Consider the following 15,702-nt stretch of genomic DNA (forward strand, 5'->3'; position numbering starts at 1 on the left):
AGCACCAGAAGCCCTGACAGCATTGGCAGCACCAGAACCACCCGCAGCCTCGGAAGTTGCGGGAGGTGGGATGACGGTGGGCCAACACCCCTCTCACGGGGGTGCGCCCCCGCCGTCGTACCGATAAGAAAGCGAAAGCCGGCAGCAGGCGGGTCAGCCCCTGCGGCCTCCGTTTCCGTTGTTCCCGCCGTTCCCGTTGCCCTGGATGAAGCCGTCGGGGAAGGAGAACGTCGGGTTCGGGGTGGTGGTGCCGGCGGTGGTCGCGCCGTCCGTCGTGCCGCCGTCGCCCGTGCCGCCGCCGATGAGACCGCCGATCAGGCCGCCCGTGTCGTCGCCGTTGCGGCCGTGGCCGTTCCCGTTGCCGTGGCCGTTTCCGTTGCCCTTGTCGTGGTCGTCCTCGTCCGGGATGTCGATGAGGTTGAAGGACTCCGACTGCTTGCCCTCCAGGGCGCCGGTCATGGCGTCCTTCCAGATCGGGCCGGGAGTGTCGGCGCCGAAGACCTCGTCGTGGTAGACACCGCCGATGGTGATGTGGTTCATCTCGATGTTCTGCTTGGCGCTGCCGACCCAGACCGCGCCCGCGAGGTTCGGGGTGTAGCCGACGAACCAGGCGTTCTTGCGGGAGTCCGTCGTACCCGTCTTGCCGGCGCTCTCGCGGTCGTCCAGGCCGGCCTCCTGACCGGTACCGGAGTCGACCACTCCGCGCAGCAGGGTGTTGATGGTGTCGGCGGTCTTCTCGCTCATCGCCCGCGAGCAGGTCGACTTCGGCACGGGCAGGGACTGCTGCTCGTTGCCGACCTTCTGGGTGATCGACTGGATGGCGACCGGCGTGCAGTACATGCCGCGGTCGGCGAAGGTGGCGTACGCACTCGCCATGGTCAGCGGGGAGAGGCCGATCGCGCCGAGGGCGATGGACGGTGTCTGCGGGAGCTTCGAGCCGTCGCCCTGGTGGACGTGGAGCGCGTCGGTCATCTTGACCACCGGGCACAGGCCGATGTCGGAGATCAGCTGGACGAAGTAGGTGTTGATGGACTTCGCCATCGCCTTCTTCATCTGGTACGGCCCGACCTCGGACTCGTTCTCGTTCTCGACCTGCTCGTTGTCCGTGTTGACCCACTGCTTGCCGTCGCACTGCTGGACGGGGCTCGGGTAGTTCATCTTGTACGGCGCCGAGTACTCCTGCGTCGCCGGCTTGCCGCCCTCGATGGCGGCCGCGGCCACGAACGGCTTGAACGTCGAACCCGTCGGGAAGCCGTAGTTGGAGCCGCCGTAGTCCCGGTCGACCGAGAAGTTGTACTCGGTCTCGTTCTTGTTGTAGCCGTACGGCTTCGACTGGCCCATCGCCAGGATCTTGCCGGTGCCCGGCTCCACCAGGGTGGCGGCCGCGGCGACCGAGTCGGCCTTGTAGACGTGGTCCTTGATCGAGCTCTGCACCGAGTCCTGGGCCTGCGGATCCAGGGTGGTGCGGATGGTCAGACCGCCCTGGTTCCAGAGCTTGGCGCGCGCCTCGCGGGTCTTGCCGAAGGTCGGGTCGGTGAGGAAGACGTTCTCCACGTACTTGCAGAAGAACCCGGCGCCCTTGGAGGCGGTGATGCAGCCGTTCTTGGGCTGGGTGACATGCAGACCGAGCGGGGCTTCCTTGGCCTTGTCGGCCTCCGCCTGGGAGATGTCGCCGAGCTGGGCCATGCGCTCGAGCACGACGTTGCGCCGCTTGGTGGCCTCGGCCTCGTCGTTGACCGGGTCGTAGCGGCTGGGCGACTGCACGATGCCGGCCAGCAGGGCCGACTGCTGGAGGTTGAGGTTCTTGGCGTGCTGGGAGAAGTAGCGCTGGGAGGCGGCCTCGATGCCGTAGGCCTGCTCTCCGAAGAAGGTGATGTTCAGGTAGTTCTCGAGGATCTTCTTCTTGCCGAGCTTCTCCTCCAGCTGGATCGCGTACTTCAGCTCCTTGACCTTGCGGCCGAGGGTCTGCTGGGTGGCCTGCGCGACCTTGGTGGGGTCGTCGCCGGCCTCCTCGATGAAGTAGTTCTTCACCAGCTGCTGGGTGAGTGTGGAGGCGCCCTGGGCTACTCCGCCGCTCACCGCGTTCTTGTTCAGCGCGCGCAGGACGCCCTTCAGGTCGATGGCGCCGTGCTGGTAGTAGCGCGAGTCCTCGATCGCGACGATCGCCTTCTGCATGTAGGGCGAGATGTCCTTGAGGTCCACCACCGTGCGGTCACGGGAGTAGACCTGGGCGATCTGGTTGCCCTTGCTGTCGAGGATCGTGGTCCGCTGGCTGAGCTGCGGGCTCTTCAGGTTGGCCGGGATGTCGTCGAAGCCCTGGACCGAACCCTTGGCCGCGAGGCCCAGGGCGCCGGCCGCGGGCAGTGCGATGCCCGCCATCACGGCTCCCGCGAGCACACTGACACCGAGGAACTTGGCGGCCTGCTGCGTGGTCGACAGACCACCGCCCGAGCGCTTCTTTGGCATGGGGGCAGCCTAATCCGTAGGGATGAGCATTCCGCGTGAGCGGGCTGCTCTCGGGATGTTCGGGTGCCGGATCGTGACATAGAGGGCGACACGACCAGAACACCGGCCCGCCGCGGCCCGATCCGCCTGACCGCATGGCTGCGCCTAGCCGACGGCACGACGACATGAACGGTCTACCTCGCCATTCGCCGGACACACGTGCAGGCCTTGGCCTAAGCTGCTCTCAACTGTCACAGCAGCGCGGCCACGTATCAATACGTCCGGCGACCCCGAATCGTTCCGGAACCCGCCCATTTTTTTCGGGTGACGTGTTGAAGGCGTGCCCGAATCCGCCTCGTGTGTCATCCGGCGTCCGTTGTGACGCACCACAGCTGTACCGGTTTGTCGGGATGATCACGCATGTCGTCAGCTCACTCCCGCGGGTGATCTGCCGCTTACCCATAGTCCGTTCGGGCCATTCAAGATTGGGCCCGAAGGGGGTGTTGCGCTGTGCCCACCTTCCGTAACGTCCTCAACTGGCGGCGGTGAATATGCCGCTGCCGCCGTGGGGGAGCCTCGATTCGGGAGAGGACGGCGCCGGTATGGGCTGGGTAACCGACTGGAGTGCGCAGGCTGCCTGCCGCACTACCGATCCGGATGAACTGTTCGTTCAGGGAGCAGCGCAGAACAGGGCCAAGGCGGTGTGCACCGGGTGTCCGGTACGCACGGAATGCCTGGCCGACGCGCTGGACAATCGCGTCGAGTTCGGCGTGTGGGGAGGAATGACCGAGCGGGAGCGCCGCGCACTACTGCGCAGGCGTCCCACCGTGACCTCCTGGCGCAGGCTCCTGGAGACAGCGCGCTCGGAGTACGAGCGGGGGACCGGCATCGTCCCCCTCGACAGCGACGAGGTGTACGAGAACTACGCGGCAGTGAGCTGAATCACCCGCCGCGCCACCGACTGAACAACCCGCAGAACCTGCCGGTGGCATACGCCCTCCGGAGACTCCGCGGGCATACGGCAACGGGCATTCGGCCGGCTACCGGCATACGACTACGGCAGCTTGGCCGGGGCGGTTCGGCTACGGCGGTTCGGCTACGGCAGCTCCGGTCGGTCGGCCGCGAGCCGGTCGCCGATGTCCCGCAGTCCCGCGAGGTCGTGCACATCGCCGGGCAGCGCGGCCACTTCGACCACGGCCACCTCGGGGTGGCGTGCGGTGAAGCGGTCACGTGTGCGCTGCTCGCGGGAGAGCAGCTGCATGCGCTCGGCGTGCAGCCTCAGCAGGCCTGCGGTGAGCTGGTCCACGGTGCGGTCCGCGCCGCCGGCCGGGTCGGAGTCGGGCTCGGACGCGTCGGACCCTGGCAGGGACGAGGGGGATTCGTCTGTCTGGGGTACCTGGTCTGCCGGGGGCGTCTGGGGCGTCGTCGTCCCGTCGAGGCCGGACGAGGGGGAGCCGTCGGACTCGGACGCGGATGATTCAGAACTGCCGTACGTGTCGGGAGAGTTACGAAGTCCAGCTTTCCCGTCACCCTGATCCACAATGCGGGACTCCTCAAGATTTTCCGCGACCTCAAGGTTTTCCGCGGCGGCGAGCGCGCGCTCGGCGGACAGCCGGGCGGCACCGCTGCCGTGGACACGGTTGAGGACCAGACCGACCAGTGGCATGTCCTCCGCGGCCAGCCGCTCCACGAAGTACGCGGCCTCACGCAGCGCGTCCCGCTCCGGAGCCGCCACCACCAGGAACGCCGTACCGGGCGCCTGAAGCAGCTTGTACGTCGCGTCCGCGCGCGTACGGAACCCGCCGAACGTCGTGTCCATCGCGGCCACGAACGTCTGCACGTCCTTGAGCAGTTGCCCGCCGAGCAGCTTGCCGAGAGTGCCGGTCATCATCGACATGCCGACGTTCAGGAAGGCCATGCCCGCGCGGCCGCCCAGCTTCGCCGGCGCGGTGAGCAGGCGGATCAGTTTGCCGTCCAGGAAGGAGCCCAGCCGCTTAGGCGCGTCCAGGAAGTCCAGCGCGGATCGGGAGGGCGGGGTGTCGACGACGATCAGGTCCCACTCGTCCCGGGCCCGCAGCTGGCCCAGCTTCTCCATGGCCATGTACTCCTGCGTGCCCGCGAAGCCCGCCGAGAGCGACTGGTAGAAGGGGTTGGCCAGGATGGCCGCCGCCCGCTCGGCGTCCGCGTGCGCTTCGACGACCTCGTCGAAGGTGCGCTTCATGTCGAGCATCATGGCGTGTAGTTCGCCGCCGGCCCGCTGCCCGCCGTCGTCGGTCTTGTCGCCGCCGGCCCGCTTCCCGCCGTCCCCGGCCGAACCGCTGCCCGCCCGGTGTCCGTCGCCCGCGGTCGCATCGCCGCGTGACGCCTCTCCCTGGTCCTCGGTGCCCTTCACCTTCCGTGGCACGTTGTCGAGCGAGTCGATGCCCATGGACTGAGCCAGGCGCTTGGCCGGGTCGATGGTGAGCACGACCACCTTGCGGCCGCGCTCGGCGGCCCGCAGCCCCAGCGCCGCCGCGGTCGTCGTCTTCCCGACCCCGCCCGAGCCGCAGCACACCACGATCCGGGTGTTCGGGTCGTCGAGCAGCGCGTCGACGTCGAGCGCCGGCGCGTGGGCCAGTCGGCGCGTGCCGTCCTGCGCCGGGTCCGGATCCGGGTCCGAAGTCATGACATCCCCTGTTTCCGCAGCTCGGTGGCGAGTTCGTACAGGCCCGCCAGGTCCATCCCCTCGGCGAGCAGCGGCAGTTCGTGCCGCGGCAGGTCCAGCTCGGCGAGGACCGCGCGCTGCTCGTGCTCCAGCGCGTACCGCTCGGCGTACTCGGCGGCCTGCGCGAGCAGCGGGTCCACCAGCTGCTCGGCCTTCCCGCCGCGCCGCGCCCCGCCCAGACCGGCGGCGGACAGCGTCTGCGCCACGGCGGTGCGCGGTACGGTCCGTACGAGTTCCAGGTCGGCCGCGTCCAACACCTCCGGCCGGACCATGTTCACGATGACCCGGCCCACCGGCAGCCGCGCCGCGCGCAGTTCGGCGATACCGTCGGCGGTCTCCTGGACCGGCATCTCCTCCAGCAGGGTGACCAGGTGCACGGCCGTTTCCTTGGACTTCAGCACCCGCATCACGGCCTGCGCCTGATTGTGTATCGGGCCGATCTTGGCGAGCCCGGCCACCTCGTCGTTCACGTTCAGGAAGCGGGTGATGCGGCCGGTCGGCGGGGCGTCCATGACGACGTAGTCGTAGATGAACCGGCCGGCCTTGTCCTTCCTGCGCACCGCCTCGCACGCCTTGCCGGTCAGGAGGACGTCTCTGAGGCCCGGTGCGATGGTGGTGGCGAAGTCGATCGCACCGAGCTTCTTCAGGGCCCGGCCGGCCCCGCCGAGCTTGTAGAACATCTGGAGGTAGTCCAGAAGGGCCAGTTCGGGATCGATGGCCAGCGCATAGACCTCACCGCCTCCCGGCGCGACCGCGATTTTGCGTTCTTCGTAGGGCAACGCCTCCGTCTCGAAAAGCTGGGCGATGCCCTGCCGACCCTCGACCTCCACGAGAAGCGTCCGCTTCCCCTCGGTCGCGAGGGCCAGCGCGAGTGCGGCGGCGACCGTCGTCTTTCCGGTCCCGCCCTTGCCGCTGACGACCTGGAGCCTGCTCACATCTTCGAGACTAACCAGTCGGCCGGACACTCACGCGGGAGGCTGTGGATAACCGTGCGTACGGTCGGCCGCCGAGACCGGTGGCAACCGGCCGTCACCGGCCCGGTGGTCGGCCACGTGTCCCGTCCGTCACAGCGGATACAGTCGGCTCCATGACCAAGTGGGAATACGCAACCGTGCCGCTGCTCGTCCATGCCACGAAGCAGATTCTGGACACCTGGGGCGAGGACGGCTGGGAGCTCGTCCAGGTCGTGCCCGGGCCCAACAACCCTGAGCAGCTCGTGGCCTACCTGAAGCGGGAGAAGCCGTGACGAGCTCCGTCGAGGCCAAGCTGGCCGAACTCGGTCTTTCGCTGCCGGCGGTCGTCCCGCCGCTCGCCGCCTACCAGCCGGCCGTCCGGTCGGGTGTGTACGTCTACACCTCGGGCCAGCTGCCGATGGTGGACGGCAAGCTTCCGGTCACCGGCAAGGTCGGCGCCGAGGTCACCGCGGAGGAGGCCAAGGAACTGGCCCGCACCTGCGCGCTGAACGCCCTGGCCGCCGTGAAGTCCGTCGCCGGTGACCTGGACCGCATCGCGCGCGTGGTGAAGGTCGTCGGCTTCGTCGCCTCCGCGACCGACTTCACCGGCCAGCCCGGCGTGATCAACGGCGCCAGCGAGCTGCTCGGCGAGGTCCTCGGCGACAAGGGCGTGCACGCGCGCAGCGCGGTGGGCGTCGCGGTGCTCCCGCTGGACGCACCGGTCGAGGTCGAGGTCCAGGTCGAACTGCTGCCGTAGCCAGATCCGGCCGGTGGCTGCCGTAGCCACATCCGGCCGGTGGCCGCCGTAAGCGCTGCCGTAACGGCATCCGGCCGGTGGCCGCCGAAAGTGCTTCCCGTGGCACCTCCGGGTGCCCCGGAGCCCCTCTCGAACATTCGCTCCCCACGGGATAGCCTCCGGTAATGGCCGATGGACAGTGGTATCCCCCGGAGTGGCCGGACCGCATCCGCGCACACGCGGAGGGCACCCTCGTGCCGGTGACCCCGAAGCGCGCGGCGACCGTCCTGCTCCTCAAGGACACCCCCGGCGGTCCCGTCGTCCACATGCTGCGCAGACGCGCCTCCATGGCCTTCGCCGGAGGCGCGTACGCGTATCCCGGCGGCGGTGTCGACCCGCGCGACGACGACCAGCAGGTCCGCTGGGCGGGCCCCACGCGCGCGTGGTGGGCGCAGCGGCTCGGCGTCGACGAGGCGGGCGCCCAGGCGATCGTCTGCGCCGCCGTGCGGGAGACGTACGAGGAGGCCGGCGTCCTGCTCGCGGGGCCGGCCGCCGACGTCGTGGTCGGGGACACCACCGGGGACGACTGGGAGGCCGACCGCGCGGCCCTGGTCGCCCGTGATCTGTCCTTCGCCCAGTTCTTGGACCGGCGGGGCCTGGTCCTGCGCTCGGACCTGCTGGGCGCCTGGACGCGCTGGATCACCCCGGAGTTCGAGTCCCGCCGCTACGACACCTGGTTCTTCGTCGCCGCCCTCCCGGAGGGCCAGCGCACCCGGAACGCCTCCACGGAGGCCGACCGCACGGTGTGGATCCGCCCGGCGGAGGCGGCCGCCGGGTACGACAAGGGCGAGCTGCTGATGATGCCGCCCACGATCGCGACCCTGCGCCAGCTGATGCCGTACGGCACGGCCGCCGAGACCCTCGCGGCGGCGCCCGCGCGGGACATGACCCCGGTACTGGCCCGCGCCCGCCTGGAGGACGGCGAGATCGTCCTGAGCTGGCCGGGCCACGACGAGTTCACCAAGCACATACCGACCGACCTCACGACCGGGGGAGCCTGAGCATGACGAACGCAGCAGCCCTGCCCGGCCAGCCGCGCGGCGGGGTCCTCTCGGGTCCCGCCACCGCACGGGCCGTCAACGTGCTGGCACCCAACGCCTCCGTGATGACCCTGGACGGCACGAACACCTGGATCGTCGCCGAGCCCGACTCCGACCTGGCCGTCGTGATCGACCCCGGTCCGCTGGACGACGGCCATCTCGAGAACGTCGTCGACACGGCGGAGAAGGCCGGCAAGCGCATCGCGCTCACCCTCCTGACCCACGGCCACCCCGACCACGCCGAGGGCGCCGTCCGCTTCGCCGAGCTGACCCGCACGCGCGTGCGTGCCCTCGACCCGGCGCTGCGTCTGGGTGACGAGGGGCTGGCGGCCGGCGACGTGATCACGACCGGTGGCCTGGAGCTCCGGGTCGTACCCACCCCCGGCCACACCGCCGACTCCCTGAGCTTCCATCTCCCGGCCGACCGCGCGATCCTGACCGGCGACACCATCCTGGGGCGCGGCACGACGGTGGTGGCCCACCCGGACGGCCGCCTGGGTGACTACCTGGACTCGCTACGACGGCTGCGCTCCCTGACGGTCGACGACGGCGTGCACACGGTCCTGCCGGGCCACGGACCCGTCCTGGAGGACGCACAGGGCGCCGTCGAGTTCTACCTGGCCCACCGTGCCCACCGGCTCGCCCAGGTCGAGACGGCCGTGGAGAACGGCCACCGCAGCCCGGCCGAGGTCGTCGCCCACGTCTACGCGGACGTGGACCGCTCCCTGTGGCCGGCCGCGGAGCTGTCGGTACGGGCCCAGCTGGACTACCTCGGCGAGCACGGGCTGATCTAGCCGCATCCCGCATCCCGCAGCCCGCAGCCCGCAGGCCTGGGACCCCGCAGCCCATAGGCCCGGGATCTCGCAGCCCATAGGCCCGGGATCTCGCAGCCCATAGGCTCGGGATCTCGCAGCCCACAGGCCCGGGATCTCGCAGGCCGGGATCCGGACGAACCCAGCCCTTGGGCCGGACCTACTCCCAGCCCTCGGGTCTTGGGGTCCTCACGCCGTGCACGCGCGCGTACTCGTCCGCCAGCCAAGGGCCCAGGTCGTCGACGTACGACCGCAAGACCGTACGGTCGCCGACGGGCTCGTACCCCAACCCGGCCGCGCGGCGCACCTGTTCGGCCCACTGCGGGTAGTAGCCGGCGAACACCTCTGCCATCTCCCGCAGATCGCTGGTCCAGCCGTTCCAGCGGGGCATGACGAGGGTGAAGGCGGTCCGCACCAGATGCCGTGACATGAAGCGCACCAGGGGCCGCAGGGCCTCCTCGCTGTCGCCCGCGGCCGCGATCCGCTGCCGCCAGCGCGGCAGGTACCGGGCCAGGTCGCCGTTGGTCTCGCGGGCGAGCAGGGAGTCGGGCCGGTAGCGGGGCAGGTACTCGGCGAGGTCCTCGCCGAGCAGCGGGGTGCACAGGCAGGCCACGAACCAGCCGATGTCGTACCGCTCCCGCTCGTCGAGCACCCGCGCACGGGAGAAGAGCAGGGTCCCGACCCCGTCGATCTCCCAGAACTCCTTGTCGACGGCCTGGCCGAGGCCAAGGGCCGCGTCCCGGTCGGCGCCGCTCGGCTCCGTCCGCAGGACGACCACCAGGTCCAGGTCGCTGCGTCCCACGCGCGCGGTGCCGCGAGGAATCGACCCGTTGAGGTAGGCGCTGTCCAGCCGCGCCCCGAAGACGTCCAGGAGGCGGTCGCGGGCGGCGGCGACCACGGGGCGGAACGCGTGCGGCACGCGCGCGTGCGAACCCTCGCGCTCGATGAAGCCCAGGGGGTCGAGTCCTCTGGACGGGACCGTTTCAGGCATGGAACAACCAAATCTGAGCCCGCCCGATGGCTGAGGACGAGGCCGGAGGCCGACAGGCGGGGTACCGGGGGCGGCAGCCCCCGGAGACGGCGACTACCGGGCGACTACCGGGAACGCTTCGCCAGACGCTCGACGTCCAGCAGGATCACGGCCCGCGCCTCCAGACGCAGCCAGCCACGCTGGGCGAAGTCCGCCAGTGCCTTGTTCACGGTCTCGCGGGACGCGCCGACCAGCTGGGCCAACTCCTCCTGCGTGAGGTCGTGGACGACGTGGATGCCTTCCTCGGACTGCACACCGAAGCGGCGCGACAGGTCCAGGAGGGCACGCGCGACCCGGCCCGGGACGTCGGAGAAGACCAGGTCGGACATGGCGTCGTTGGTCTTGCGCAGTCGGCGGGCGACGGCGCGCAGCAGGGCGGTGGCCACCTCCGGGCGGGCGTTCAGCCAGGGCTGGAGGTCACCGTGGCCCAGACCCAGCAGCTTGACCTCGGTCAGTGCGGTCGCCGTCGCCGTACGCGGGCCCGGGTCGAACAGCGACAGCTCGCCGATCAGTTCGCCGGGGCCGACGACGGCGAGCATGTTCTCGCGGCCGTCGGGGGAAGTGCGGTGGAGCTTTACCTTGCCCTCGGTGACGACATAAAGCCGGTCGCCCGGGTCGCCCTCGTGGAACAGGGAGTCGCCACGCGCGAGGGTCACCTCACTCATGGAGGCACGCAGCTCCGCGGACTGCTCGTCATCGAGCGCCGCGAAGAGCGGGTTGCGCCGCAGAACGTCGTCCACGAGTTCTCTCCTTGTCGACCTGCTCAGGGGATCTTGCTCCCCCTTGTTACCAGGGGACCGTGTTCCCCATTTTGCCGGAGGATTCAAACAGTGTGATCTGTCACAAGGATGCCGCACAGGTGTCCCGAGGTAAGCGGCAGGGGTCCAATCGGGGGCTGATCTTCCGGGTCCGGGGCGGATGTCGGTGCCGGGCTCTAGGCTGGCCGGGTGTCCAAATCGCCGGTGAGAGCACAGGCCAAGGGGGCTGGGCGGGTGGTTGTACGTCGTGTTTCCGCTGTGGGCGAACAGGGGTCCGATGCTGCCCCTGATGAGCCGAAAAGGGCGACGAAAGCCGCAAAGGCCGTGAAGAAGACGGCGACGAAGAAGGCCGCGGCGCAGAAGACGGCGGTGGCGAAGAAGACTGAGCCCATGAAGAAGACGGCGGCAGCGAAGAAGACGGAGCCCGCGAAGAAGGCGGTGGCGAAGAAGGCGGCACCCAAGAAGGCCGTCGCCGAGAAGCCGCAGGCGGCCTGGAAGCCCGAGTCGCACACCGCCCTGGTGCGCCGTGCCCGCCGGATCGACCGCGAACTCGCCGAGGTCTACCCGTACGCCCACCCCGAGCTGGACTTCGAGAACCCCTTCCAGCTGCTGGTCGCCACGGTGCTCTCCGCCCAGACCACCGATCTGCGCGTCAACCAGACCACCCCGGCCCTGTTCGCGAAGTACCCCACCCCCGAGGAACTGGCCGAGGCCAACCCGGAGGAGGTCGAGGAGATCCTGCGGCCGTGCGGTTTCTTCCGGGCCAAGACCAAGTCGGTGATAGGGCTCTCCAAGGCCCTGGTGGAGTCGTTCGGCGGCGAGGTCCCGGGGCGGCTCGAAGACCTCGTGAAGCTGCCCGGCGTCGGCCGCAAGACCGCCTTCGTGGTGCTGGGCAACGCCTTCGGACGCCCCGGCCTCACCGTGGACACGCACTTCCAGCGCCTGGTGCGCCGGTGGCGGTGGACCGCGGAGACCGACCCCGACAAGATCGAGGCGGCCGTCGGCGCGCTGTTTCCCAAGAGCGAGTGGACCGACCTCTCGCACCACGTGATCTGGCACGGCCGCCGGATGTGCCACGCCCGCAAGCCCGCCTGCGGGGTCTGTCCCATCGCGCCGCTCTGCCCGGCCTACGGCGAGGGCGAGACCGACCCGGAGAAGGCGAAGAAGCTGCTCAAGTACGAGAAGGGCGGCTTCCCCGGCCAGCGCCTCAAGCCCCCGCAGGCGTATCTGGACGCGGGCGGCAGGCCGGCGCCGCCACTCGGCGCCGTATCAGGGACATGAACTAGGGACCTTCCCAGGGGCGAAAGACGGAACGATCAAGGAGTCTTCGGGCGTTGGAACAGGCAGGCCGGGGCAGCAGGGCGGGACGGGGGATGCCATGACACAGGGCGGCAGGGCGCACACGGGGGATCCGCACGCGGATGTGGTGCTCAGCAAGGACGGCCTGCCGGAGTGGCTGGACCCGGTCGTGCGGGCCGCCGAGACGGTCCAGCCGGTCCAGCTGAGCCGCTTCCTGCCGCCGGAGAACGGCACGGGGCGGCAGTCGGCCGTGCTGATCCTGTTCGGCGAGGGCGAGCAGGGGCCGGAGCTGCTGCTCATGGAGCGGGCCGGTAGCTTGCGCTCGCACGCCGGGCAGCCCTCGTTCCCCGGTGGCGCCCTCGACCCCGAGGACGGCGACCCGAAGGCCGACGGGCCGCTGCGGGCCGCTCTCCGCGAGGCCGAGGAGGAGACCGGGCTCGATCCGGCCGGTGTGCAGCTGTTCGGGGTACTGCCCAGGCTGTACATCCCGGTGAGCCACTTCGTGGTCACCCCGGTGCTGGGCTGGTGGCGCGAGCCGAGCCCGGTGGGGGTGGTGGATCCGAACGAGACGGCGAGGGTCTTCACGGTCCCCGTGGCGGATCTCACGAATCCGGCCAACCGGGCCACCGCCGTGCACCCCAGCGGCCACCGAGGTCCGGCATTCCTGGTCGAATCGACCTTGGTGTGGGGGTTCACGGCCGGGGTGATCGACCGGCTGCTGCACTACGCGGGATGGGAGCGCTCCTGGGACCGCGAGAAGCTGGTCCCGCTCGACTGGCGGTCATGACAGGGTGTCCACCGTGAATGTGCTGGACATCCTGTTGCTGGTCGCCGCCGTGTGGTTCGCGATCGTCGGCTACCGCCAGGGGTTCGTCGTCGGCATCCTGTCGGTGATCGGCTTCCTGGGCGGCGGACTCGTCGCCGTCTACGTCCTGCCGGTGATCTGGGACGCGGTGACCGACAACGCCGAGGTGGGCACGACCGCCGCGGTGGTCGCCGTGGTCGTCGTCATCGTCTGCGCCTCGGTCGGCCAGGCTCTGACCACGCATCTGGGCAACAAACTGCGCCGGTACATCACCTGGTCCCCGGCCCGCGCGCTGGACGCCACCGGCGGCGCGCTGGTCAACGTGGTGGCGATGCTGCTGGTCGCCTGGCTGATCGGCTCCGCGCTCGCGGGCACCACGCTGCCGACCCTCGGCAAGGAGGTCCGTAACTCCAAGGTGCTCCTCGGGGTGTCCAGAGCGCTGCCCAACCAGGCCGACACCTGGTTCGCGGACTTCTCCGCGGTCCTCGCGCAGAACGGTTTCCCGCAGGTCTTCAGCCCCTTCGCCAACGAGCCGATCACCGATGTCTCACCGCCCGACCCGGCGCTCGCGAACAGCGCGGTGGCCACCACCGCCAAGCGGTCCATCGTCAAGGTGACGGGCACCGCGCAGAGCTGCGGCAAGATCCTCGAGGGCACCGGCTTCGTCTTCGCCGACCGCCGTGTCATGACCAACGCGCACGTGGTCGGCGGCGTCGACGAGCCCACCGTCCAGATCGGCGGCGAGGGCCGCAAGTACGACGCCAAGGTCGTCCTCTACGACTGGCAGCGCGACATCGCCGTACTCGACGTGCCGGACCTGCCGGCGAAGGCCCTGAAGTTCTCCGCGGCGGACGCCGGGACCAGCGACAGCGCGATCGTCGCCGGGTACCCGGAGAACGGGTCGTACGACGTCCGTGCCGCCCGGGTGCGCGGCCGTATCACCGCCAACGGCCCGGACATCTACCACCGGGGCACCGTCCGTCGTGACGTCTACTCGCTGTACGCGACCGTCCGTCAGGGCAACTCCGGCGGCCCGCTGCTCACGCCTCAGGGCAAGGTGTACGGGGTCGTCTTCGCGAAGTCACTGGACGACGCGGACACCGGGTACGCCCTCACGGCCGGCGAGATCCAGGCGGACATCGCCCGGGGCCGTACCGCGAATCAGCAGGTCGGGACCGACAGCTGCGCGCTGTGAGGGATCATGCGCGGGTATGGCGCAGACGGACCGAGACCCAGCGGGCCCGGCGCCGCAGGATGTGCGGAATCCCCACCCTGAGGTCCGTGCCCGGCAACTGCGGGGCGGCTCCTCGATGGGAGTTCAGACCGCCTGTCGTACGGCGGTTGCGGGGTGCGTCACTGTAGTCGTGCGTCCAGCCCATACCCCGACGTCTGCCCCCGCCCCAAGGTCGATAACCTCCGGCACGGCCCTCAATCGGCCTATGCGCGGGGCATGTGGCCGTTCGTAGAACAGGTGTGCAGATCCGGATACCGGGCGCATCGGCGCGGTCACCGATCGGGCTCGGGGTCTTTCAGCCAGTTGACCAGTTCGGTGGAGAACACGACCGGGTCCTCCTCGTGCGGGAAGTGCCCGAGTCCGTCGAACAGCCGCCAGCGGTACGGGGCTTCGACGTACTCGCCGGAGCCGGCCGCACTGCGGGTGCGGGCCACCGGGTCCAGGGAGCCGTGCAGATGCAGCGTCGGGACGCGCACCGGGCGCTTCATCCGACGGTTGAACTGGATGCCGTCCGGGCGGGCCAGCGAGCGCACCAGCCAGCGGTACGGCTCGATCGAGCAGTGCGCGGTGGAGGGGATGCACATGGCCCGCTGGTACGTCTCCACCGTCTCGTCCTCGGGCAGCCGTGGCCCCGACCAGTCCCGGATCAGCCGGCCGACCAGCGCCCCGTCGTCGGCGGTGAGCTGCCGCTCGGGGACCCACGGCCGCTGGAAGCCCCAGATGTAGGAGGCGGCGGCGGACTGCCGGCGGTCCCGGAGCATCGCCGAGCGCCAGCGCCGCGGGTGCGGCATGGACACCACCGCGAGGCGTCGTACCAGCTTGGGGCGCATCGCGGCCGCGGTCCACGCCAGATAACCGCCCAGGTCGTGGCCGACCAGCGCGGCGTCCGGCTCGCCGAGCGAGCGGATCACGCCGGTGATGTCGAGGGCGAGGTTGGCCGGGTCGTAGCCGCGCGGGGTCCGGTCGCTGCCGCCGACGCCCCTGAGGTCCATGGCGACGGCCCGGAAGCCCGCGTCGGCGAGCGCGACCAGCTGGTGCCGCCAGGTCCACCAGAACTCCGGGAAGCCGTGCACCAGCATGACCAGCGGGCCGTCGCCGAGTTCGGCGATGTGGAAGCGCGCGCCGTTCGCCGCGACGTCCCGGTGGGTCCAGGGGCCTTCGAGCCGTACGGCCGAGGGGGCGGGATCGCTCATGACGACGAGCGTCCCACAGCCTCGATGGCCGGCATGTCATCCCTGGGGAGTGCCGGACGCGGATGCGGCTTGGCGTTCTGCAGTACGCCCGCCGTCTCCTTCACCGACGCGGCGACCTTCTGCGGGCCCTGGCCCTTCTTGGCCTTCTTCGCGAACACCACGCCGACCAGCGCGAGGGCGACGGCCACCAGGACGTTCGCCGCGAAGGAGAGCAGGAAGCAGATCGCGAGGTTCCAGTGGCTCCAGGTCCGAATGCCGTATGCCAGCGCGAAGTTGAGCATCGGCAGGGAGAACAGCAGCAGCACACCGGCCGCCGAGAAGGCGCCACCGCTCGTCGCGCCCCGCTTGACGTCCTGCTTCAGCTGGGCCTTGGCCAGCGCGATCTCGTCGTGCACCAGCGCCGACATCTCGGACGTGGCCGAGGCGAACAACTGGCCGATGCTGCGTTCGGCACCGACCGGGCTGCCGTCGGGTGCGCTCATCGCGGTCTCCCTCTGCGTACTTGTCATCGTCTTTTGTACCGTCTCGTCAGATCATGCCGGACGGTTGCCCTGCGCGCCTGCCCCGCCCGGCACTTCGGCAGGCGCGTCGCGCCTGTGACGGCCTTCGGCGGCCCCTGCCCGGTCGTGCCCG

At 70.2% G+C, this 15,702-nt stretch carries 16 protein-coding genes; 8 read left to right on the top strand and 8 right to left on the bottom strand.

Annotated features, from left to right (window positions below; genetic code table 11):
* Positions 1-153: 153 nt before the first annotated feature.
* On the bottom strand, positions 154-2,466 hold the full coding sequence (locus tag ACZ4N4_RS16320) for a transglycosylase domain-containing protein (protein WP_467588895.1): 2,313 nt from the start codon (positions 2,464-2,466) through the stop codon (positions 154-156).
* Positions 2,467-3,047: 581 nt separating this feature from the next.
* Here ACZ4N4_RS16320 and wblA point away from each other — a divergent pair.
* Positions 3,048-3,386 (top strand): transcriptional regulator WblA, encoded by a 339-nt coding sequence (wblA, locus tag ACZ4N4_RS16325; protein WP_132856581.1) that lies wholly within the window; start codon positions 3,048-3,050, stop codon positions 3,384-3,386.
* Positions 3,387-3,541: 155 nt separating this feature from the next.
* On the opposite strand, the gene ACZ4N4_RS16330 is transcribed toward wblA, so the two are convergent.
* Positions 3,542-5,110, bottom strand: a complete 1,569-nt coding sequence (locus ACZ4N4_RS16330) for an ArsA family ATPase (protein ID WP_467588898.1) — start codon at positions 5,108-5,110, stop codon at positions 3,542-3,544.
* Positions 5,107-6,084, bottom strand: coding sequence for an ATPase BagA (gene bagA / locus ACZ4N4_RS16335; protein WP_453570309.1), 978 nt, complete (start codon positions 6,082-6,084; stop codon positions 5,107-5,109). The genes ACZ4N4_RS16330 and bagA overlap by 4 nt, the downstream gene beginning before the upstream one ends.
* A gap of 152 nt (positions 6,085-6,236) precedes the next feature.
* On the opposite strand from bagA, the gene ACZ4N4_RS16340 reads away from it, so the two are divergent.
* The 4 genes from ACZ4N4_RS16340 (at position 6,237) to ACZ4N4_RS16355 (ending at position 8,732) form a co-directional block, all read left to right on the top strand.
* Positions 6,237-6,395, top strand: a complete 159-nt coding sequence (locus ACZ4N4_RS16340) for a DUF4177 domain-containing protein (RefSeq protein WP_019992579.1) — start codon at positions 6,237-6,239, stop codon at positions 6,393-6,395.
* Positions 6,392-6,859: a RidA family protein gene (locus tag ACZ4N4_RS16345; RefSeq protein ID WP_360492406.1), complete on the top strand. Its 468-nt coding sequence runs from the start codon at positions 6,392-6,394 to the stop codon at positions 6,857-6,859. The genes ACZ4N4_RS16340 and ACZ4N4_RS16345 overlap by 4 nt, the downstream gene beginning before the upstream one ends.
* A gap of 164 nt (positions 6,860-7,023) precedes the next feature.
* The gene (locus ACZ4N4_RS16350) at positions 7,024-7,899 is read left to right on the top strand and encodes an NUDIX hydrolase (RefSeq protein ID WP_467588902.1); all 876 of its coding nucleotides are present in this window, start codon (positions 7,024-7,026) and stop codon (positions 7,897-7,899) included.
* A 2-nt stretch (positions 7,900-7,901) separates the two neighbouring features.
* A complete protein-coding gene (locus ACZ4N4_RS16355; RefSeq protein ID WP_467588904.1) occupies positions 7,902-8,732 on the top strand; it encodes an MBL fold metallo-hydrolase in 831 nt (276 codons plus the stop codon).
* Between the two features lie 178 nt (positions 8,733-8,910).
* Here ACZ4N4_RS16355 and ACZ4N4_RS16360 read toward each other — a convergent pair whose 3' ends face one another.
* Positions 8,911-9,741: a nucleotidyltransferase gene (locus ACZ4N4_RS16360; RefSeq protein ID WP_453570302.1), complete on the bottom strand. Its 831-nt coding sequence runs from the start codon at positions 9,739-9,741 to the stop codon at positions 8,911-8,913.
* A 104-nt stretch (positions 9,742-9,845) separates the two neighbouring features.
* Positions 9,846-10,520: a Crp/Fnr family transcriptional regulator gene (locus ACZ4N4_RS16365; protein WP_018547939.1), complete on the bottom strand. Its 675-nt coding sequence runs from the start codon at positions 10,518-10,520 to the stop codon at positions 9,846-9,848.
* 252 nt (positions 10,521-10,772) lie between these two features.
* Here ACZ4N4_RS16365 and nth point away from each other — a divergent pair, with 252 nt between their 5' ends.
* From nth to ACZ4N4_RS16380, 3 genes are all read left to right on the top strand, one after another.
* Positions 10,773-11,819 (top strand): endonuclease III, encoded by a 1,047-nt coding sequence (gene nth / locus ACZ4N4_RS16370; RefSeq protein WP_467588908.1) that lies wholly within the window; start codon positions 10,773-10,775, stop codon positions 11,817-11,819.
* Positions 11,820-11,916: 97 nt separating this feature from the next.
* Entirely contained in the window at positions 11,917-12,624 is a 708-nt protein-coding gene (locus ACZ4N4_RS16375; RefSeq protein ID WP_453570297.1) for an NUDIX hydrolase, read from the top strand.
* A gap of 13 nt (positions 12,625-12,637) precedes the next feature.
* Positions 12,638-13,837, top strand: coding sequence for a MarP family serine protease (locus tag ACZ4N4_RS16380; RefSeq protein ID WP_467589131.1), 1,200 nt, complete (start codon positions 12,638-12,640; stop codon positions 13,835-13,837).
* Between the two features lie 4 nt (positions 13,838-13,841).
* Here the strand turns inward: ACZ4N4_RS16380 and ACZ4N4_RS16385 are convergent, their stop codons facing one another.
* From ACZ4N4_RS16385 to ACZ4N4_RS16395, 3 genes are all read right to left on the bottom strand, one after another.
* Positions 13,842-14,021, bottom strand: coding sequence for a hypothetical protein (locus ACZ4N4_RS16385; protein WP_351713367.1), 180 nt, complete (start codon positions 14,019-14,021; stop codon positions 13,842-13,844).
* Positions 14,022-14,148: 127 nt separating this feature from the next.
* On the bottom strand, positions 14,149-15,069 hold the full coding sequence (locus ACZ4N4_RS16390; protein ID WP_450761583.1) for an alpha/beta fold hydrolase: 921 nt from the start codon (positions 15,067-15,069) through the stop codon (positions 14,149-14,151).
* Positions 15,066-15,551: a phage holin family protein gene (locus ACZ4N4_RS16395; RefSeq protein ID WP_453570293.1), complete on the bottom strand. Its 486-nt coding sequence runs from the start codon at positions 15,549-15,551 to the stop codon at positions 15,066-15,068. Before ACZ4N4_RS16395 ends, ACZ4N4_RS16390 begins: the two co-directional genes overlap by 4 nt.
* Positions 15,552-15,702 lie beyond the last annotated feature (151 nt).

The sequence above is a fragment of the Streptomyces sp. NPDC026538 genome, from assembly GCF_055567535.1.